Source organism: Streptomyces sp. HmicA12 (genome assembly GCF_000373565.1).
GTDB lineage: Bacteria > Actinomycetota > Actinomycetes > Streptomycetales > Streptomycetaceae > Streptomyces.
The window spans coordinates 778,226-796,612 of sequence record NZ_KB891797.1 but is presented as its reverse complement, the minus strand read 5'-3'; the positions used below and the strand labels follow the sequence as shown (position 1 = coordinate 796,612).

Sequence of the window (18,387 nt, the reverse complement as noted above, 5' to 3'; positions counted from 1 at the left end):
GTTCACCATCTTCACCCGGTGGATCGAGACCGAGTTCGTCAACGACATCGCGCCGTTCACCCCGGCCGGCGCCGACGGCGAGGACGAGGACGGCGACCGCGAGACCATCGTCGTCGAGGTCGGCGGCAAGCGCCTGGAGGTCTCCCTGCCCGCCGGNATGGGCATGTCCCTGGCACGCACCGGACTGTCCGCGGGCGCCAAGCCCAAGCGCCGCGCCGCCAAGAAGTCCGGACCGGCCGCCTCCGGCGACACCCTCGCCTCCCCGATGCAGGGCACCATCGTCAAGGTCGCCGTCGAGGAAGGCCAGGACGTCAAGGAAGGCGACCTCATCGTCGTCCTCGAAGCCATGAAGATGGAACAGCCCCTGAACGCACACAAGTCCGGCACCATCAAGGGCCTGTCCGCCGAAGTCGGCGGCTCCCTGACCTCCGGCGCCGCGATCTGCGACATCAAGGACTGACGTCTGACATCTGACGTCCTGCCCCGAGCTGCACCGAGGGCCCGCCGACCCGAATGGTCGGCGGGCCCTCGCGCATCGCTGAGAAAGCAGGGGCGCGGGGAACCGTGCGACCAGCCTCCACCGGACCCGCACACACGCCACCACCCGCACCGCCGCTCCGGAGCGATCAGGCATCCTTGAAGCGCCCGCGGTCCTGTCGTCCACCCAGGGAGGCCCGTTGTCGTCCGAGACCGAGCTCGATCGTGCCCGTCCCATGCGGGCGGACGCGCGCCGCAACTACGAGCGGCTGCTCGTCCAGGCCCGCAAGGCGTTCGCCGAGCACGGCACGGGGGCGTCCCTGGAGGATGTGGCCCGGGGCGCCGGAGTCGGCATCGGCACGCTGTACCGGCACTTCCCGAACCGGCACGCTCTGCTCAGCGCCGTCTTCGAGGAGGCCGTGGCCGAACTGCTCGCCCGCTCCCGGGCGTTGCTCGACGCTCCCCAGCCGTGTTCCGCGCTCGTGGCGTGGCTGCGCGACATCATCACGCACGCGAGCGAGTACCGGGGCCTGTCGCGCGCCCTCATGACGGCGTCCCAGGACACGAGTTCGGCGCTCGCCCGGTGCAGCACACCGATGCGTGAGGCGGGGCAGGCGCTGTTGTCGCGGGCCCAGGAGTCCGGCGCGGTGCGCGGGGACGTCTCCATCACGGACCTGCTGCAGCTGACGAACGCGATCGCGCTCGCCGCGGAGGAGACTCCGTCTGACCCGGATCTGGCGGACCGTCTGCTGCGCTTGACTCTCCGGGGAATCACCGCGCCCTAGGGGCGCGGGGAACTGCGCGACCAGCCACGACGAGACGCGCACCCGGCAACCGGCCCCGGGGCCCCGCCCCGGACCCCGCTCCTCAAACGCCGGAGGGACTCAGCGGCGCCGCAGATCCGCCACCCTCGCGGAACGCTCGGGGCCGGGGTCCATGGAAGCCGCGCTCCGCAACGGGTGACCGTTGCCGGGAAGTTGGCCTCGGCGCTGCCCGGGGAGGGGAACATCCCGGCGCGACTGCCGCGCCGGGACGGAATCACCGCCCCCGGCGGACGCCGCCCCCGCGCCCGCGACGGCGATCTGCACACCCTGGTCGGCCAGCGCCTGCAACTCGGTCGCGGCGCGGTCGTCATGGGCGGGCGGCTCGTCGGTGACGAGGCGCGTGATCACATCCGTGGGCACTGTCTGGAACATGGTGTCCGTACCTAGCTTGGAGTGATCGGCGAGGACCACCACCTCGGCGGCGGCCTGCACCAGGGCCCGGTCGACGGACGCCGAGAGCATGTTGGACGTGGACAGACCCCGCTCGGCCGTGAGACCGCTCCCGGACAAGAACGCCCGCGAGACTCTCAGGCCCTGAAGGGACTGCTCGGCCCCGCTGCCCACCAGCGCGTAGTTGGAACCCCGCAGCGTGCCACCGGTCATGACGACCTCGACGCGGTTGGCATGCGCCAGCGCCTGGGCCACCAGAAGGGAATTGGTGACGACGGTCAGGCCCGGCACACGCGCGAGCCGGCGGGCCAGCTCTTGCGTGGTCGTCCCCGCGCCCACCACGATGGCCTCGCCCTCTTCGACGAGACCCGCGGCGAGATCGGCGATGGCCGTCTTCTCTGCGGTCGCGAGATGTGACTTCTGCGGAAAGCCGGACTCCCGCGTGAATCCGCCCGGCAATACCGCACCGCCGTGTCGGCGGTCGAGGAGTCCTTCTGCCTCCAGTGCGCGCACGTCCCGCCGTACGGTCACTTCAGAGGTCTGGACGACGCGGGCGAGTTCCCGGAGCGATACCGCCCCGTTGGCTCGCACCATTTCGAGGATCAATTGACGACGTTCTGCAGCGAACACGAAACTGACAGTAACCCCAACGACCGTCTGCTTTCAGCAGTTTGCGCCGAATTACAGATTCTGTTCATGCAGGACCCCTGGAAGTGGTATAGGCGCGGACCGGGTGCCTACCCGCCGCGCCTATGCCCCCCGCATGGTCCGCAACTCACCGTCACCACAAGGGAGTTGGGCTTCCGAACGACCGAGGTCAGCCCTCTTCGGCGATCTTCCGCGTGTGCAGCTGGCGCGCCACCTCGGCGATCGATCCGGACAGCGAGGGGTACACGGTGAACGCGTTCGCGATCTGCTCGACCGTCAGATTGTTGTCGACCGCGATCGAGATGGGGTGGATCAGTTCCGAAGCGCGCGGTGCGACGACCACTCCGCCGACCACGATGCCCGTACCCGGCCGGCAGAAGATCTTGACGAAGCCGTCCCGGATGCCCTGCATCTTGGCGCGCGGGTTGCGCAGCAGCGGCAGTTTCACGACACGGGCGTCGAACTTGCCGCTGTCGACGTCGGCCTGCGAGACGCCGACGGTCGCGATCTCGGGGTCGGTGAAGACGTTCGACGACACCGTCTTCAGGTTGAGCGGCGCCACCGCGTCACCCAGGAAGTGGTACATCGCGATGCGCCCCTGCATCGCGGCCACGGAGGCGAGAGCGAAGACTCCGGTCACGTCCCCGGCCGCGTACACACCAGGAGCGGTCGTGCGCGAGACCTTGTCGGTCCAGATGTGACCGGACTCCTTCACGCGGACCCCGGCGCCCTCCAGGCCGAGCCCCTCGCTGTTGGGGATCGCGCCGACCGCCATCAGGCAGTGCGTGCCGGAGATGGTGCGGCCGTCGGAGAGGGTGACCTCGACGCGGTCGCCGACGCGCTTGGCGGAGGCGGCGCGGGAGCGGGCCATCACGTTCATGCCGCGGCGCCGGAAGACGTCCTCCAGGACGGCGGCGGCGTCCGGGTCCTCGCCGGGCAGCACGCGGTCGCGGGACGAGACGAGGGTGACCTTCGAGCCGAGCGCCTGGTACGCGCCGGCGAACTCGGCGCCGGTGACACCGGAACCGACCACGATGAGCTCCTCGGGGAGCTCGTCCAGGTCGTACACCTGCGTCCAGTTGAGGATCCGCTCGCCGTCGGGCTGCGCGTCGGGGACCTCGCGGGGGTGGCCGCCGGTCGCGAGGAGGACGGCGTCGGCGGTGAGGGTCTCCTCCTTGCCGTCGGCGGCGGTGACGACGACCTTCCGGGAGCCGTCGAGGTCCTGCTGGCCCTCCAGACGGCCCCGGCCGCGCAGGACGCGGGCGCCCGCGCGCGTGACGGAGGCGGTGATGTCGTGGGACTGGGCGAGCGCGAGGCGCTTCACACGGCGGTTGACCTTGCCGAGGTCGACGCCGACGACACGGGCCGGGGAGTCCGGGTCCGGGGTGTCGTCCTCGACGATGATCCCCAACTCCTCGTACGAAGAGTCGAAGGTGGTCATCACCTCGGCCGTGGCGATCAGAGTCTTCGACGGCACGCAGTCGGTGAGCACCGACGCCCCGCCGAGACCGTCGCAGTCGACGACGGTCACCTCCGCGCCGAGCTGGGCGGCCACCAGTGCCGCCTCGTATCCGCCAGGTCCGCCACCGATGATCACGATCCGAGTCACATGCCCCATTGTCCCGCACCCAACAATCCGGCGCCCTGCCGGGGTGGGCGCTCCGGGTCGCACCTGGTACGGGCTTTGCCCCGGCCCTCTGCCGTCCCTGTCGTACCCTCGGACCCATGTCGCTCTACGCCGCGTACGCCGGCAACCTCGACGCGCGGCTGATGACCCGCCGCGCCCCGCACTCGCCGCTGCGCGCGACCGGCTGGCTGAACGGCTGGCGACTGACGTTCGGGGGCGAGCAGATGGGCTGGGAGGGCTCGCTCGCCACCATCGTGGAGGCGCCGCGTTCACAGGTCTTCGTCGCGCTGTACGACATCGCTCCCATGGACGAGGACTCGATGGACCGCTGGGAGGGTGTCGGCCTCGACATATACCGGCGGATGCGGGTCCGCATCGACACCCTGGAGGGCGAGGAGCCCGCCTGGGTGTACGTACTGAACGGGTACGAGGGCGGCCTCCCCTCCGCGCGCTACCTCGGCGAGATCGCCGACGCGGCGGAATCCGCGGGTGCCCCGCACGACTATGTGATGGAGCTCCGCAAGCGCCCCTGCTGAGCCGTCGGGCCCCTGGGCGAGCGAAGCTCGCTTCAGGGGCGCGGGGAACTGCGCGAGAAGCCCCACCGGCCCGCAGCGCGAATGTCCCGCACCCCGAGCGGAGCGGCTTCGTCGGAAACGACAAGACAACGATCGCAATCCCGGGACCATCGACATCTACGCGCGTAGGACGTGAGCGGCTACTCTCAAGCGCGTGAACGCATCTGTTACTCCGGACCACATCCAGGGCGACCCTTACGCCGCCGCCGACACCGCCGCCGCGCGCCTGCGCGAGCTGACCGGTGCCGAGACCCACGACGTCGCCCTCGTGATGGGCTCCGGCTGGGCGCCCGCCGCGGAGGCGCTCGGCGCGCCCGCCGCCGAGTTCCCCTTCACCGAGCTGCCCGGGTTCACCGGCGCCGCGGTGGCGGGCCACGGCGGCAAGGTGCGCTCGTACCAGGTGGGCCAGAAGCGCGCCCTGGTCTTCCTGGGCCGCACCCACTACTACGAGGGCCGCGGCGTCGCCGCCGTCGCGCACGGCGTGCGCACCGCCGCCGCCGCGGGCTGCAAGACCATCGTGCTGACCAACGGCTGCGGCGGCCTGCGCCAGGGCATGCGCCCGGGCCAGCCGGTCCTCATCTCCGACCACCTCAACCTGACGGCGACGTCGCCGATCGTCGGCGCGAACTTCGTCGACCTCACCGACCTGTACTCGCCGCGGCTGCGCCAGCTGTGCCAGGAGATCGACCCGACGCTGGAGGAGGGCGTGTACGCCCAGTTCCCCGGCCCGCACTACGAGACCCCGGCCGAGGTCCGCATGGCCGGCATCCTCGGCGCGGACCTGGTCGGCATGTCCACCACCCTCGAGGCCATCGCGGCCCGTGAGGCGGGCGCGGAGGTGCTCGGCATCTCCCTGGTGACGAACCTGGCGGCGGGCCTGTCCGGCGAGCCGCTCAACCACGAAGAGGTCCTCCAGGCCGGCCGTGACTCCGCCGTCCGCATGGGCGAGCTGCTGACCCGGGTACTCGACCGGCTCTGAGCCGCACCCGTACGACCGACGTCCAAAGGAAACGAACCGTGACCGTAACTGGCAGCGAACTGCTCGACCGGGCGAAGACCTGGCTGGCGGAGGACCCCGACCCGGAGACCCGCGAGGAGCTGGCCGAGCTCATCGACCGCGGGGATCTCGACGCTCTCGGGGAGCGCTTCGCCGGGACGCTGCAGTTCGGCACGGCCGGTCTGCGCGGCGAGCTGGGCGCGGGCCCGATGCGGATGAACCGCGCGGTCGTGATCCGCGCGGCGGCGGGCCTGGCCGCGTACCTGAAGGCGCGGGGCGACGGCGACGGGCTGGTCGTCATCGGCTACGACGCGCGCCACAAGTCGGCGGACTTCGCGCGCGACACGGCGGCGGTGATGGTCGGCGCCGGGCTGCGTGCCGCGGTGCTCCCCCGCCCGCTGCCCACCCCCGTACTGGCCTTCGCCATACGGCACTTGGGCGCGGTGGCCGGCGTCGAGGTCACGGCCTCGCACAACCCGCCGCGCGACAACGGCTACAAGGTCTACCTCGGCGACGGCTCCCAGATCGTGCCGCCCGCCGACGCGGAGATCGCCGCCGAGATCGCGGCGGTCGCCTCGCTCGACGACGTGGCGCGCCCGGACAGCGGCTGGGAGACGCTCGGCGACGAGGTCCTGGACGCCTATCTGGCGCGTACGGACGCCGTGCTGGCACCCGGCTCCGCGCGTACCGCCCGCACCGTCTACACGGCCCTGCACGGCGTCGGCAAGGACACCCTGCTGGCCGCCTTCGCCCGCGCGGGCTTCCCCGAGCCGGTGCTCGTCGCCGAACAGGCCGAGCCCGACCCGGACTTCCCGACGGTCGCGTTCCCGAACCCGGAGGAGCCGGGCGCGATGGACCTGTCGTTCGCGACGGCCCGTACCGCGCGGCCGGACCTGATCATCGCCAACGACCCGGACGCGGACCGCTGCGCGGTGGCGGTCGCGGACGGTTCCGGGTGGCGGATGCTGCGCGGCGACGAGGTCGGCGCGCTGCTCGCCGCGCACCTGGTGCGCCGGGGGGTGAGCGGCGTGCTCGCCGAGTCGATCGTGTCGTCGTCGCTGCTCGGCCGGATCGCCGAGTCCGCGGGGCTCCCGTACGAGGAGACGCTGACCGGCTTCAAGTGGATCGCCCGCGTCGAGGGCCTGCGCTACGGCTACGAGGAGGCGCTGGGCTACTGCGTCGACCCCGAGGGCGTGCGCGACAAGGACGGCATCACGGCCGCGCTGCTCGTCACCGAGCTGGCGAGCGCGCTCAAGGAGCAGGGCCGTACGTTGCTGGACGCGCTGGACGATCTGGCGCTCGCCCACGGGCTGCACGCCACCGACCAGTTGAGCGTGCGCGTCGAGGACCTGTCGGTGATCGCCGACGCGATGCGCCGCCTGCGCGAGGAGCCTCCGGCGGTCCTTGCCGGTCTCGCGGTGACGTCGGCCGAGGACCTGTCGCAGGGCGCCGGTGGTCTGCCGCCGACCGACGGGCTGCGGTACACGCTCGACGGGGCGCGGGTCATCGTGCGCCCGTCCGGCACGGAGCCGAAGCTGAAGTGCTACCTGGAGGTCGTGGTGCCGGTGGCGGACCGGGACGCGTTGGGCTCCGCCCGGGAGCGGGGGGTCGAGCTTCTCTCGGCTCTCAAGCGGGATCTTTCTCGTGCGGCCGGGATCTAGCTGAGGTCACGGGGCTCCGCCCCGGGCCCCGCTCCTCAATCGCCGGAGGGGCTTGAGTGGGCGGACCCGGCTTGAGTGGGCGGACCCGGCTTGAGTGGGCGGTCGGGGGCCGATAGGTCCCTCGACCGGGTGATTCCTTCCGGGCAGTTGACGGAATGTGCGGCAACAGGTGGCGGGGGCGACGGGAACGTTGCCCCCGCCACCGCTCGTCCCCGTCCCGCAGGAGCCGCCCACGTGCCCCCGACCGCCGCCACCGAGGCCCCGACTCTCCTCCCGAAGGCCAGACGGAGCCGCCCCGCCCCCGCGGCGATCACCACATTCCGGACCCGCGCCACCCGTTCCCTGCGGCGCGCGGCCCCCGCCCTGTTCGCCTACGCGACCGTCCGCGTCCTGTGCCTCCTCGTCCTCGGTCTCTGGGCGCACAAGGAGGGCCACGGCATCTGGCCGACGCTCGCCGCGGACTGGGACTCCAAGTGGTACCTGGGCATCGCCGACCACGGCTACACGCGCACGCTCGGCACCCAGTACGACGCCAACAACCTCGCGTTCTTCCCGCTCTACCCGGTCCTGGTGAAGGCCGTCGCCGCCGTCACCCCGGGCTCGCGGGCCAGCGTCGGCCTGATCGTCGCGGTGCTCTGCTCGTTCGTCGCCGCGTGGGGGATCTTCGCCGTCGGCGACCGCCTGTACGGGCGTCGGGCCGGCGCCTACCTCACTTTCCTCTGGGCGTGCCTGCCGGTCGGTCTGGTCCAGTGGATGGGCTACACCGAGTCGCTGTTCACGGCGTTCGTGGCCTGGTCCCTGTACGCGGTCCTCACCGGCCGCTGGGTGTGGGCGGGCACGCTGGCCGCGCTCGCGGGGCTGACCCGCCCGACCGGCGTCGCGCTCGCCGCGGCCGTCTCGCTCACCGCCGTGCTCTCGCTGCGCCGCCACTTCTCCTGGCAGGTCCTGGCCGGCGGCCTGCTCGCGCCGCTCGGCTGGTGCGCGTACGTCGGCTGGGTGGGCCTCAGACTCGGCCGCTGGGACGGCTACTTCGCCGTACAGCGCCTGTGGCACAACCAGTTGGACGGCGGGGCCGAGACCCTGCGCCGGATGCGGGAGTACCTCGCGTACGACTCGACGCCCGAGCTGTTCCTGGTCGTGGTCACGCTGACGCTGATCGCGGCGGCGGTGCTGTGGCTGCTCTCGCTCCTGGACCGCCAGCCACTGCCCCTGCTGGTCTTCACCGGGGTGCTGCTGGTGATCGTCCTCGGCAGCGGCGGCGTCTACTTCTCGCGGGCCCGCTTCCTGCTGCCCGCCTTCCCGCTGCTGCTGCCGCTCGCGCTCGCGCTGGCCCGTACGACATCACCCCGGGCACGGATGCTCGGGGTGACGGGGGCGGTGCTCGGGGCCGCGTACTGCGGTGCGTACATGGCGCTGGTGTGGCCCAGCGCGCCGTAGGGCCTGCTCTCGGCCGACCAGCCGATCAGCCGGTCGCGAGGAGCACGGCGAGCAGTACGGCGCCGACGGCGGCCGGGGCGATGATCTCGTAGGCCCAGCGGACCGTGGGCTCGCCCTGCGCGGTGGGCTCCGCCGCGCGGGCCTCGCCCAGGTCCCGCAGCTCGTCCATGACCTGGTCGGTGGAGGCGCGGGTGGGGCGGCTCTGGATCCGGCCCGTGCCGACGATCGAGGCGCGGCCCGGGTCGTCGGCCGCGGCGGCGCGGGCCAGGTTGCGCTGGGCCTTCTTGCGGGCGCGCAGCGAGACCGGGATGGCCCAGAGCTGGTACTTGGTGCCGGCCTGGTCGAAGACCTCGTTCGAGTAACCGGAGCGGAAGCCCGACACCGCCGCCCACGGCAGGGTGATCAGGCGGAACGGGTTGCGGATGCGCAGCCGGTCGTCGCTGCCGAAGACGGCCGGGCGGATGGTGAACGCGACCACCAGCGGCACCACGAGCAGCAGCCCCGCGAGGGCGAGCCACGGCGTGCGACCCTCTCCGCCGACCACGGCGTCGACGCCGAGCCAGGCGCCGAGGGCGAGCAGCACCACGCCGCCCGCGATGCCGGCCGGTGACCGGTATACGCGGTCCTTCAGGGGCGTGGGTTCGCTCGTCATGGCTCGATTGTGCCTGACGCTGCGCTGAGCTTGAGCGGGGTGGTGCGGGCCCGCACCTTTTCGCCTTCACGTCTGCCCGGTTCTGTCCGTCTCGCGGGTGCGGGTGGTGGGCGGCTGGTCGCGCAGTTCCCCGCGCCCCTGGTCGCCTTCGCGTCTGCCGGGTCGCCGCTCGTTCGCGGCTTTCCCCCGGTGGGGCTTCTCGCGCAGTTCCCCGCGCCCCTGAGGCATGCGCTGCGCGCAGCCTCCCCTGAAGGCCGCAGGCCTTTCAGGGGCGCGAGAAGCCCCACCGGCCCGCGGCCGCTCTGCGAGACCGACCCCCTGTACAGCCGCTACGCGCGTAGATATGCTCCCCTCGTGACCATGTCCACTGCACCCGCATCCGCACCCGCCAAAGAACACGCGCTGGCCGACGCCACCGCGTCCGAGGCCACCCTGCGCCGGTTCCTCCAGGGACTGCCCGGCGTCGACGCGGTGGGCCTGGAAGCCAGGGCCGCCGCGCTCGGGACCCGTTCCATCAAGACCACGGCGAAGGCGTACGCCATCGACCTGGCCATCTCGATGATCGACCTGACGACCCTGGAGGGCGCCGACACCCCGGGCAAGGTCCGGGCCCTCGGTGCGAAGGCGATCAACCCCGACCCGACCGACCGGACGACGCCCCGCACCGCGGCCGTCTGCGTCTACCCGGACATGGTCGCCACCGCGAAGGCCGCCGTCGCGGGCACGGACGTGAAGGTCGCCTCGGTCGCGACCGCGTTCCCGGCCGGCCGCGCCGCCCTCGACGTGAAGCTGGCCGACGTGCGCGACGCCGTCGCGGCGGGCGCCGACGAGATCGACATGGTCATCGACCGCGGCGCCTTCCTGGCCGGCAAGTACATGAAGGTCTACGAGGAGATCCGCGCCGTGAAGGAGGCCTCGGGGGCCGCCCGGCTCAAGGTCATCTTCGAGACCGGGGAGCTGTCGACGTACGACAACATCCGGCGCGCGAGCTGGATCGGCATGCTGGCCGGGGCCGACTTCATCAAGACGTCGACCGGCAAGGTCGGGGTGAACGCGACGCCCGCGAACACCCTGCTGATGCTGGAGGCCGTCCGCGACTTCCGCGAGGCCACCGGCGTGCAGATCGGCGTGAAGCCGGCCGGTGGCATCCGCACCTCGAAGGACGCGGTCAAGTTCCTGGTCATCGTGAACGAGACGGCGGGCGAGGACTGGCTCGACAACCACTGGTTCCGGTTCGGCGCCTCGTCCCTCCTCAACGACCTCCTGATGCAGCGCCAGAAGCTGGCCACCGGCCGCTACTCCGGTCCCGACTACGTGACGGTGGACTGATCACCATGGCAAACCTGTTCGAGTACGCCCCGGCGCCCGAGTCCCGCTCCGTCGTCGACATCGCGCCGTCCTACGGCCTGTTCATCGACGGCGAGTTCACCGACGCCGCCGACGGCAAGGTCTTCAAGACGGTCTCCCCGTCCACCGAGGAGGTCCTCTCCGAGGTCGCGCGGGCCGGCGAGGCCGACGTGGACCGGGCCGTGCAGGCCGCCCGCAAGGCGTTCGCGAAGTGGTCGGCGCTGCCGGGCGCGGAGCGCGGCAAGTACCTGTTCCGCATCGCCCGCATCATCCAGGAGCGCAGCCGCGAGCTGGCCGTCCTGGAGACGCTGGACAACGGCAAGCCCATCAAGGAGACGCGCGACGCCGACCTCCCCCTGGTTGCCGCGCACTTCTTCTACTACGCGGGCTGGGCCGACAAGCTCGGCCACGCGGGGTACGGGCCGAACCCGGCGCCGCTCGGCGTCGCGGGCCAGGTCATCCCGTGGAACTTCCCGCTGCTCATGCTCGCGTGGAAGATCGCCCCGGCGCTCGCGACCGGCAACACGGTCGTCCTGAAGCCCGCCGAGACCACTCCCCTGAGTGCCCTGTTCTTCGCGGACATCTGCCGCCAGGCGGGCCTGCCCAAGGGCGTCGTCAACATCCTTCCGGGATACGGCGACGCGGGCGCGGCCCTCACCGCCCACCCCGACGTGGACAAGGTCGCCTTCACCGGCTCCACGGCCGTCGGCAAGCAGATCGCCCGCACGGTCGCGGGCACGGACAAGAAGCTGACCCTCGAACTGGGCGGCAAGGGCGCGAACATCGTCTTCGACGACGCCCCGATCGACCAGGCCGTCGAGGGCATCGTCACCGGCATCTTCTTCAACCAGGGCCAGGTCTGCTGCGCGGGCTCCCGCCTCCTGGTCCAGGAGTCGATCCAGGACGAGCTGCTCGACGCGCTCAAGCGCCGTCTGTCGACCCTGCGCCTGGGCGACCCGCTCGACAAGAACACGGACATCGGCGCGATCAACTCGGCCGAGCAGCTGGCCCGTATCACCGCGCTCACCGAGACGGGCGAGGCGGAGGGTGCCGAGCGCTGGAGCGCGCCCTGCGAACTCCCCTCCGCCGGCTACTGGTTCGCGCCGACGCTCTTCACGAACGTCACGCAGGCGCACACCGTCGCCCGCGACGAGATCTTCGGCCCGGTCCTTTCGGTGCTCTCCTTCCGTACGCCGGAGGAGGCCGTCGCCAAGGCCAACAACACGCAGTACGGGCTCTCGGCGGGCATCTGGACCGAGAAGGGCTCGCGGATCCTGGCCGTGGCGAACAAGCTGCGCGCGGGCGTCGTCTGGGCCAACACGTTCAACAAGTTCGACCCGACCTCGCCCTTCGGCGGCTACAAGGAGTCGGGCTTCGGCCGCGAGGGCGGCCGCCACGGTCTGGAGGCCTACCTCGATGTCTGAGCGCACTGACCGACTGAGCGTCTTCAAGACCTACAAGCTGTACGTGGGCGGGAAGTTCCCGCGTTCCGAGAGCGGCCGGGTGTACGAAGTGACCTCCAGCAAGGGTGCATGGCTGGCGAACGCGCCGCTGTCGTCCCGCAAGGACGGCCGTGACGCGGTCGTCGCCGCCCGCAAGGCGTTCGGCGGCTGGTCCGGCGCGACCGCGTACAACCGCGGGCAGATCCTGTACCGCGTCGCCGAGATGCTGGAGGGCCGCCGCGAGCAGTACGTGCGCGAGGTCGCCGAGGCGGAGGGGCTGAGCAAGTCGAAGGCCGCCGCGGTGGTGGACGCGGCGATCGACCGCTGGGTCTGGTACGCGGGCTGGACCGACAAGATCGGGCAGGTCGTCGGGGGCGCGAACCCCGTCGCCGGTCCTTTCTTCAACCTCTCCACGCCCGAGCCGACCGGTGTCGTCACGGTCGTCGCGCCGCAGGAGTCGTCCTTCCTGGGCCTGGTCTCGGTGATCGCGCCGGTCATCGCGACCGGCAACACGGTCGTCGTGATCGCGTCCGAGAAGTCCCCGCTCCCGGCGCTCTCGCTCGGCGAGGTGCTCGCCACCTCCGACCTGCCCGGCGGCGTCGTCAACATCCTGTCCGGCAGGGCGGCGGAGATCGCCCCCTCGCTCGCCGCGCACCAGGACGTGAACGGCATCGACCTGACGGGCACGGACGCCGAGCTGGCCAAGGAGCTGGAGATCGCGGCCGCCGACAATCTGAAGCGGGTGCGCCGTCCCCAGCCTGTGGAGGACTTCACGGCGGACCCGGGCACGGACCGCCTGACGTACTTCCTGGAGACCAAGACGGTCTGGCACCCGACGGGCTCGCTGGGCGCGTCCGGCTCCTCGTACTAGCCCGCCACTGGCCCGCACGCCGCGAGAGCCGGAGGCCCCGGTCCCTTCTCCGTCCAGGAGGGGCCGGGGCCTCTGCCGTACCCCGGTCAGATCTCCAGGCGCCGCGCGATCCCGTCGAGCACGCAGTCGAGGCCGAACGCGAACTCCCAGGCCGGGTCGTCCTTGCGCGTCGCGGACAGGGCGTACTTCTCGTAGGTGGGGTAACGGCCGCTGCCCATCAGGTAGTTCATCTGCGGTGCGAGCGCCTGACGGGTCTCGTCGCCGCTCTGCCAGCCGTGATCCCGCTTGTACTGGCTCAGCGCGAGCTCGACCTGCGTGGAGCCGTGGACGAACGCGCCGACCGCGCGGAACGCGGCCATCATCGAGTCGGCGTCCAGCTCACGGCCGTCCAGCGCTCTCAACTGCCGCTCCGCGACGGCCATCCGGGCAGGGGTGAGCTGGACCAGCGGCAGCGGCGCCTGCCCGAGCCACGGGTGACGGTGCATCAACTCCCGTGTCTGCAGCGCGAAGGAGCGCAGCACCTCACGCCAGTCGGTCACGCCGTCGGGGACGGAGAGCTCGGCCGACACGCGGTCGAACATGAGCGCCCACAGATCCTCCTTGCCCGAGACGTGCCGGTACGCGGCCATGGGCGCGACCCCGAGCTTCGTGGCGAGGCGCCGCATGGTGACGGCGGCCCCGCCCTCCTCGTCGGCCAGCTCCACGGCCGTCGCCGCGATCCGGTCAAGGGTCAGGGAGGCACGCCGGGTGGGCGCGGGCCGCTCCAGACGCTCCCAGAGCGAGGGCTCGACCAGCCGCCCTTCCTCGCCCTCGGTCTTCTTCTGTACCGCCACGGCTCGGACCCCTCTCGATCGCTTTCGTGTACAGCGTATCCACAGTAGACGCTGTACACATTGATGTGTACGTTGTACGCAGATGAATACGCCGTACACAAACAGGGGGTTCACCGTGACCGCGCCCACCAGCACTCCGCTCCGCGTCGCCGTCCTCGTCGGCTCCACCCGCGAGGGCCGCTTCGCACCCGTGGTCGTCAAGTGGCTCACCGGCCACCTCGGGCAGCGCGACGACCTGCGCGCCGACATCGTCGACCTCGCCGAGACGCCACTGCCCACCGTGCTGCCGGCGTTCGGCCAGGAGCCGCCGCCCGGCACCGCGGAAGCGCTCGCCACGGTGTCGCCACGCCTGGCCGCCGCCGACGCGTTCGTCTTCGTCACGCCCGAGTACAACCACAGCTTCCCGGCGGCCCTGAAGAACGCGATCGACTGGCACAACACGGAATGGCACGGCAAGCCGGTCGCTTTCGTCTCGTACGGCGGCCTGTCCGGCGGCCTGCGCGCCGTCGAACAACTCCGGGTCGTCATGGCCGAGCTGAACGCCACGACCATCCGCAACACGGTCAGCTTCCACAACGCCTGGGGCGCGTTCGACGAGAGCGCCCGGGTGGACGACCCGGCGGTGGACACCGCGGCGAAGGCCATGATCGACCAGCTGACGTGGTGGGCGCACGCACTGCGTGACGCCAAGTCGGTCCGCCCGTACGCGGCTTGACCCGTCGTCATCACACCGAGGGGGCACGATGCGTACACATGCACGCGACCAAGAGGGCGCCGCGGTGGCCGCCGCACCACCGCCCTCCCGACTCGTCATCGGCTGCCTGCTGCTCGGCATCGTGCTCGCCACGCTGGACGGCACGATCGTCGGCACCGCGCTGCCGGTCATCGTCGAGGACCTGGGCGGCCCGGCCCGGCTGTCCTGGGTCGTGACGGCGTACCTGCTGACCACGGCCGTCACCACCCCTCTGTGGGGCAAGATCGGCGACCTGTACGGCCGCAAGGGCTGCTACCTCGCCTCGATCGCGGTCTTCCTCGTCGGCTCCGTCCTGTGCGGACTCGCCCAGGACATGGGCCAGTTGATCGCCTTCCGGGCGCTGCAGGGCGTCGGCGCGGGCGGCCTGTTCGTGGGCGCGCTCTCGCTCATCGGCACCCTGCTCAGCCCCGCCGAGGCGGGCCGCTCGCAGTCCGTCGTCGGCGTGCTGCTGCCCGCCGCGATGATCGGCGGCCCGCTGATCGGCGGCTTCCTCACCGACCAGCTGGACTGGCGGTGGGTGTTCTACGTGAATGTCCCCGTCGGCGCCGTCGCGCTCATCGGCGTCGGCGCGGGGGTGCGCGCGACCGGCGAGCGCCTGAAGGCCCGCATCGACATCGCGGGGGCCGCGCTGCTCACCGCCGCGATCCTCACCCTGACGCTCCTGTCGTCCTGGGCGGGCACGACGTACGCCTGGACGTCGCCGCAGACCGGGGCGCTCACGGTCGTCGCGGTGGCGGCCGTGAGCGCCTTCGTGGCGGTGGAGCGGCGCGCGGCCGAGCCGGTGATCCCGCCCCGGCTGTTCCGCGACCGCAACTTCGGCCTCGCGCAGCTGCTCAGCTTCACCTCGGGGGCGGCGATGCTCGCGGCCGCCACCTATCTGCCGCAGTACATGCAGCGCGTACGGGGCATGTCGTCGACCGGGAGCGGACTGCTGCTGCTCCCCCTGATGCTCGGCATGATGGGCGCCCAACTGGCCATCGGGCGGCGAGTGGGCGCCGGTGGCCGCTATCGGCGCTACCCGATCGCGGGCGGGGCGCTCGCCACCCTCGGCGCCCTCGCCCTGCTCCTGCTCGGCACCGCCACCGCGACCTGGGCGGCCTCCGCGCTCACCCTGCTCCTGGGCGTCGGCCTCGGCTGCCTGATGCAGCCCGCGCTGCTGATCACCTTGAACAGCGCCGCGCCCCGGGACATCGGCGCGGCGAGCGGCACCCAGACCCTGCTGCGCACCGTCGGCGGCTCCCTCGGGGTCGCCGTGCTCGGCTCGGTGTTCGCGGACCGGGCGGGCGGGACGGCGGCCCCGACGGACATCGTCGCCGGGCTGCACGGGGTGGCGGTGGGGACGGCGCTGCTGTGCGCGGCGGCGTTCACGGCGGCCTGGTGGGTGCGGGAGGTTCCGCTGCGGGCCCGGCAGGCCTGAGGGTCAGCCCGGCAGCACGCTCGTCGCGGGGCCCACCAGCGGCAGGTCGTCCAGCGATCCCCCGGACGTCAGCGGGGCCGTGGCCGCGGCCGTGCTGACCGGCTTGAAGTCGGCGACCTGGGTGCCGAGCGAGTTGTCCAGGGGGTCGACGCCGGTCCCGGCCAGCGGGTTCAGCTGCAGGTGCTTGACCGTGCCGAGGCCGCTCGCCGTCGACCCGCCCAGCGCGTTCGCCACGGCCTGCGCCGGCGTCGCGGTGTCGGAACCGGCCGCCGGTGCGGCCGCCGACGGGGCGGCGCTCGCGGCGGCGCCGCCCGCGCCGATGACCGCGCCTGCGGCGGTCACGGTGAGGCCGGCGCGCAGGAGCGTACGGCGCGCGCGGGAAGGGGAGTTGGAAGCTGCGTGTCGGGCCATGGTGTTTCCGCCTGAGTCTTTCGAGGTTCGGGGTTCGACGCGCGGCACGGGTAACCGCGTGGCCACGTAGCGTAGTTGACGTGGCGCGTGCCACAGGGCTGCGACGCGGGGTCGGCACCGGGGCCGGGATGCCTCACACTGGTCTCTCGTGAGTTCGCATCCTCCGATACCGACCCGGGTCGTTCTGCTGTCCGGCCCTTCCGGGTCCGGCAAGTCGTCGTTCGCCACCCGCTCCGGGCTTCCCGTGCTCTGCCTCGACGACTTCTACAAGGAGCACGACGACCCGACGCTGCCGCTGGTGCCGGGCACCTCGGACATCGACTGGGACTCGCCGGACTCCTGGGACACGGAGGCGGCGCTCGCCGCGATCGGCGCGCTGTGCGCGAAGGGGCGAACGCAGGTACCGGTGTACGACATCGCGACCAGCTCGCGGGTGGGCGAGGAGTCGCTCGACATCGAGCGCACGCCCCTGTTCATCGCGGAGGGGATCTTCGCGGCGGACATCGTGGAGCGGTGCCGTGAAATCGGGGTGCTGGCCGACGCGCTGTGTCTGCGCGGCCGCCCCTCGACGACGTTCCGCCGCCGGCTGCTGCGGGATCTCAGGGAGGGGCGCAAGTCGGTTCCGTTCCTGCTGCGCCGGGGCTGGCGCCTGATGCGGGCGGAACGCTCGATCGTGGCGCGGCAGGTGGCACTCGGGGCGTATCCCTGCGGGGCGGACGAGGCGCTGGGCCGGCTGGCGTCGGCCGCGGCGGGTCGCTGCGTCGCCTCTTCGCCTGCCGGGTGACCGATTCGTTCGCGGGTGCGGGTGCGTGGGTGGTTGCTCGCGCAGTTCCCCGCGCCCCTGAGGCATGCGCTTCGCGCAGCCTCCCCTGAAGGCCGCAGGCCTCTCAGGGGCGCGGGGAACTGCGCGAGAAGCCCCCACCGGCCCGCGGCCGACCCACGACGCAAAAAACGGAGCGGGACCGGAAAGACCCCCCGGCCTTCCGGTCCCGCTCCACTCCCCCCGCGGCGATCCCCCGTGATCCCCCCGGACCCAGTCCCCCGTTCCCCCCGGAGGGCCTACGCGACGAGCTCGCCGAAGGACTCCTCCTGGTCGCGCCCGAAGCTCAGCACCTCGTCCTCGCGAAGCCGCCGCAGCGACCGCCAGATGCTGGACTTCACCGTGCCGACGCTGATGTCGAGGATCTCGGCGATCTCCGGGTCGGTACGGCCCTCGTAGTAGCGCAGCACCAGCATCGTGCGCTGCAGTTCGGGAAGGCGGGCCAGGGCCTGCCAGAGAACCGCCCGCAGTTCGGTGCCGCGCATCGCGTCCGTGTCGCCGGCCGTCTCCGGCAGCTCCTCGGTCGGGTACTCGCTCAGCTTGCGGCGGCGCCACGCGCTGATGTGCAGATTGGTCATGGTGCGGCGCAGGTATCCCCCGACCGCCGCCTTGTCGCTGATCCTGTCCCAGGCCCGGTACGTCGAGAAGAGGGCGCTCTGGAGCAGGTCCTCGGCCTCGAACCGGTCACCGGTCAGGTGATAGGCGGTTGCGTACAGGGAGGCGCGGCGCTCCTGGACGTAGGCCGTGAACTCGGCCTCCGACAAAGAAGTACGACGCTGCTCCCCCGATTCCTCCCTGTACGCGGCTCCCCCGTGGCCACCCCCGTGACCCCCGTCAGCCACCGTCCCTGGTGCGTCGAGCACCGTCATGAACGGCGTGTGCTGACGTCCGGTGCCGCGAGCGCACCCCCGCCCGCTCACGGCACCGGACTTCTCAGCCCGGACCACCACATCGTGCAGGCGCGTGACAACTGCGCTTGAGCTGGTGCTGTGCAGCGTGTTCATCTCGCGCCCCCCGTCGTGGAGTCCGGTTCTTCCTGCGGTCGTTCGCCTGCTCATCGCGGTGGTTCCTTGCGATGTCCAAAAGCTTGCCCGGGGGACTTCATGACGGTGTCCGTCGACTGTCACAGACCTGTCACAGCGGCTCAGCCTGTGCGGGTCGGGTGTGGGAGCGCTTCAGCGGTCGAACTAAGGGCCCGTCATGG

The 18,387-nt window shown here is 71.9% G+C and carries 18 protein-coding genes; 12 read left to right on the top strand and 6 right to left on the bottom strand.

The window, feature by feature from the left end; genetic code table 11:
- Positions 1 to 460: biotin/lipoyl-containing protein (locus B072_RS0103890; RefSeq protein ID WP_026245424.1), on the top strand; the 460-nt coding region annotated here is incomplete at its 5' end.
- Between the two features lie 253 nt (positions 461 to 713).
- Entirely contained in the window at positions 714 to 1,262 is a 549-nt protein-coding gene (locus tag B072_RS0103885) for a TetR/AcrR family transcriptional regulator (RefSeq protein ID WP_051127088.1), read from the top strand.
- Between the two features lie 99 nt (positions 1,263 to 1,361).
- On the opposite strand, the gene B072_RS0103880 is transcribed toward B072_RS0103885, so the two are convergent.
- Both B072_RS0103880 and B072_RS0103875 read right to left on the bottom strand, forming a co-directional pair.
- Entirely contained in the window at positions 1,362 to 2,285 is a 924-nt protein-coding gene (locus B072_RS0103880) for a DeoR/GlpR family DNA-binding transcription regulator (RefSeq protein WP_018528615.1), read from the bottom strand.
- Between the two features lie 223 nt (positions 2,286 to 2,508).
- Entirely contained in the window at positions 2,509 to 3,957 is a 1,449-nt protein-coding gene (locus B072_RS0103875) for an NAD(P)H-quinone dehydrogenase (protein WP_026245423.1), read from the bottom strand.
- A 107-nt stretch (positions 3,958 to 4,064) separates the two neighbouring features.
- Here B072_RS0103875 and B072_RS0103870 point away from each other — a divergent pair, with 107 nt between their 5' ends.
- From B072_RS0103870 to B072_RS0103855, 4 genes are all read left to right on the top strand, one after another.
- On the top strand, positions 4,065 to 4,502 hold the full coding sequence (locus tag B072_RS0103870) for a gamma-glutamylcyclotransferase (protein ID WP_018528613.1): 438 nt from the start codon (positions 4,065 to 4,067) through the stop codon (positions 4,500 to 4,502).
- A 193-nt stretch (positions 4,503 to 4,695) separates the two neighbouring features.
- The gene (locus B072_RS0103865; protein WP_018528612.1) at positions 4,696 to 5,520 is read left to right on the top strand and encodes a purine-nucleoside phosphorylase; all 825 of its coding nucleotides are present in this window, start codon (positions 4,696 to 4,698) and stop codon (positions 5,518 to 5,520) included.
- 38 nt (positions 5,521 to 5,558) lie between these two features.
- Entirely contained in the window at positions 5,559 to 7,199 is a 1,641-nt protein-coding gene (locus B072_RS0103860; protein WP_018528611.1) for a phospho-sugar mutase, read from the top strand.
- A gap of 234 nt (positions 7,200 to 7,433) precedes the next feature.
- Complete coding sequence (locus B072_RS0103855; RefSeq protein ID WP_018528610.1) at positions 7,434 to 8,636, top strand: glycosyltransferase family 39 protein; 1,203 nt, start codon at positions 7,434 to 7,436, stop codon at positions 8,634 to 8,636.
- Between the two features lie 25 nt (positions 8,637 to 8,661).
- Here the strand turns inward: B072_RS0103855 and B072_RS0103850 are convergent, their stop codons facing one another.
- Positions 8,662 to 9,288, bottom strand: a complete 627-nt coding sequence (locus B072_RS0103850) for a PH domain-containing protein (RefSeq protein ID WP_018528609.1) — start codon at positions 9,286 to 9,288, stop codon at positions 8,662 to 8,664.
- Between the two features lie 360 nt (positions 9,289 to 9,648).
- Here B072_RS0103850 and deoC point away from each other — a divergent pair, with 360 nt between their 5' ends.
- The 3 genes from deoC to B072_RS0103835 are packed head-to-tail and all read left to right on the top strand — an operon-like array spanning position 9,649 to position 12,948.
- Complete coding sequence (gene deoC / locus B072_RS0103845) at positions 9,649 to 10,617, top strand: deoxyribose-phosphate aldolase (RefSeq protein ID WP_018528608.1); 969 nt, start codon at positions 9,649 to 9,651, stop codon at positions 10,615 to 10,617.
- Between the two features lie 5 nt (positions 10,618 to 10,622).
- Positions 10,623 to 12,059: an aldehyde dehydrogenase family protein gene (locus B072_RS0103840; RefSeq protein WP_018528607.1), complete on the top strand. Its 1,437-nt coding sequence runs from the start codon at positions 10,623 to 10,625 to the stop codon at positions 12,057 to 12,059.
- Positions 12,052 to 12,948 carry an aldehyde dehydrogenase family protein gene (locus tag B072_RS0103835; protein WP_018528606.1) on the top strand — a complete coding sequence of 299 codons (897 nt, stop codon included), beginning with the start codon at positions 12,052 to 12,054 and terminating at the stop codon, positions 12,946 to 12,948. Before B072_RS0103840 ends, B072_RS0103835 begins: the two co-directional genes overlap by 8 nt.
- Before the next feature lie 86 nt (positions 12,949 to 13,034).
- Here B072_RS0103835 and B072_RS0103830 read toward each other — a convergent pair whose 3' ends face one another.
- Complete coding sequence (locus B072_RS0103830) at positions 13,035 to 13,781, bottom strand: TetR/AcrR family transcriptional regulator (protein ID WP_018528605.1); 747 nt, start codon at positions 13,779 to 13,781, stop codon at positions 13,035 to 13,037.
- Between the two features lie 82 nt (positions 13,782 to 13,863).
- Here B072_RS0103830 and B072_RS0103825 point away from each other — a divergent pair, with 82 nt between their 5' ends.
- Positions 13,864 to 14,496, top strand: coding sequence for an NADPH-dependent FMN reductase (locus B072_RS0103825; RefSeq protein ID WP_051127071.1), 633 nt, complete (start codon positions 13,864 to 13,866; stop codon positions 14,494 to 14,496).
- Positions 14,497 to 14,524: 28 nt separating this feature from the next.
- Positions 14,525 to 15,952, top strand: a complete 1,428-nt coding sequence (locus B072_RS0103820; RefSeq protein ID WP_106432785.1) for a DHA2 family efflux MFS transporter permease subunit — start codon at positions 14,525 to 14,527, stop codon at positions 15,950 to 15,952.
- A 3-nt stretch (positions 15,953 to 15,955) separates the two neighbouring features.
- Here the strand turns inward: B072_RS0103820 and B072_RS0103815 are convergent, their stop codons facing one another.
- A complete protein-coding gene (locus B072_RS0103815) occupies positions 15,956 to 16,363 on the bottom strand; it encodes a hypothetical protein (RefSeq protein ID WP_018528602.1) in 408 nt (135 codons plus the stop codon).
- A gap of 148 nt (positions 16,364 to 16,511) precedes the next feature.
- On the opposite strand from B072_RS0103815, the gene B072_RS0103810 reads away from it, so the two are divergent.
- A complete protein-coding gene (locus B072_RS0103810; RefSeq protein WP_018528601.1) occupies positions 16,512 to 17,147 on the top strand; it encodes a uridine kinase in 636 nt (211 codons plus the stop codon).
- A 275-nt stretch (positions 17,148 to 17,422) separates the two neighbouring features.
- On the opposite strand, the gene B072_RS42315 is transcribed toward B072_RS0103810, so the two are convergent.
- Entirely contained in the window at positions 17,423 to 18,187 is a 765-nt protein-coding gene (locus B072_RS42315) for a SigE family RNA polymerase sigma factor (RefSeq protein ID WP_026245422.1), read from the bottom strand.
- Between the last annotated feature and the right edge of the window lie 200 nt (positions 18,188 to 18,387).

Coding starts and splice junctions, on each gene's coding strand:
- B072_RS0103885 (WP_051127088.1), top strand. CDS start 714: ATGCGGGCGGACGCGCGCCGCAACTACGAGCGGCTGCTCGTCCAGGCC.
- B072_RS0103880 (WP_018528615.1), bottom strand. CDS start 2,285: ATGGTGCGAGCCAACGGGGCGGTATCGCTCCGGGAACTCGCCCGCGTC.
- B072_RS0103875 (WP_026245423.1), bottom strand. CDS start 3,957: ATGGGGCATGTGACTCGGATCGTGATCATCGGTGGCGGACCTGGCGGA.
- B072_RS0103870 (WP_018528613.1), top strand. CDS start 4,065: ATGTCGCTCTACGCCGCGTACGCCGGCAACCTCGACGCGCGGCTGATG.
- B072_RS0103850 (WP_018528609.1), bottom strand. CDS start 9,288: ATGACGAGCGAACCCACGCCCCTGAAGGACCGCGTATACCGGTCACCG.
- deoC (WP_018528608.1), top strand. CDS start 9,649: ATGTCCACTGCACCCGCATCCGCACCCGCCAAAGAACACGCGCTGGCC.
- B072_RS0103840 (WP_018528607.1), top strand. CDS start 10,623: ATGGCAAACCTGTTCGAGTACGCCCCGGCGCCCGAGTCCCGCTCCGTC.
- B072_RS0103835 (WP_018528606.1), top strand. CDS start 12,052: ATGTCTGAGCGCACTGACCGACTGAGCGTCTTCAAGACCTACAAGCTG.
- B072_RS0103825 (WP_051127071.1), top strand. CDS start 13,864: ATGAATACGCCGTACACAAACAGGGGGTTCACCGTGACCGCGCCCACC.
- B072_RS0103820 (WP_106432785.1), top strand. CDS start 14,525: ATGCGTACACATGCACGCGACCAAGAGGGCGCCGCGGTGGCCGCCGCA.
- B072_RS0103815 (WP_018528602.1), bottom strand. CDS start 16,363: ATGGCCCGACACGCAGCTTCCAACTCCCCTTCCCGCGCGCGCCGTACG.
- B072_RS42315 (WP_026245422.1), bottom strand. CDS start 18,187: ATGAACACGCTGCACAGCACCAGCTCAAGCGCAGTTGTCACGCGCCTG.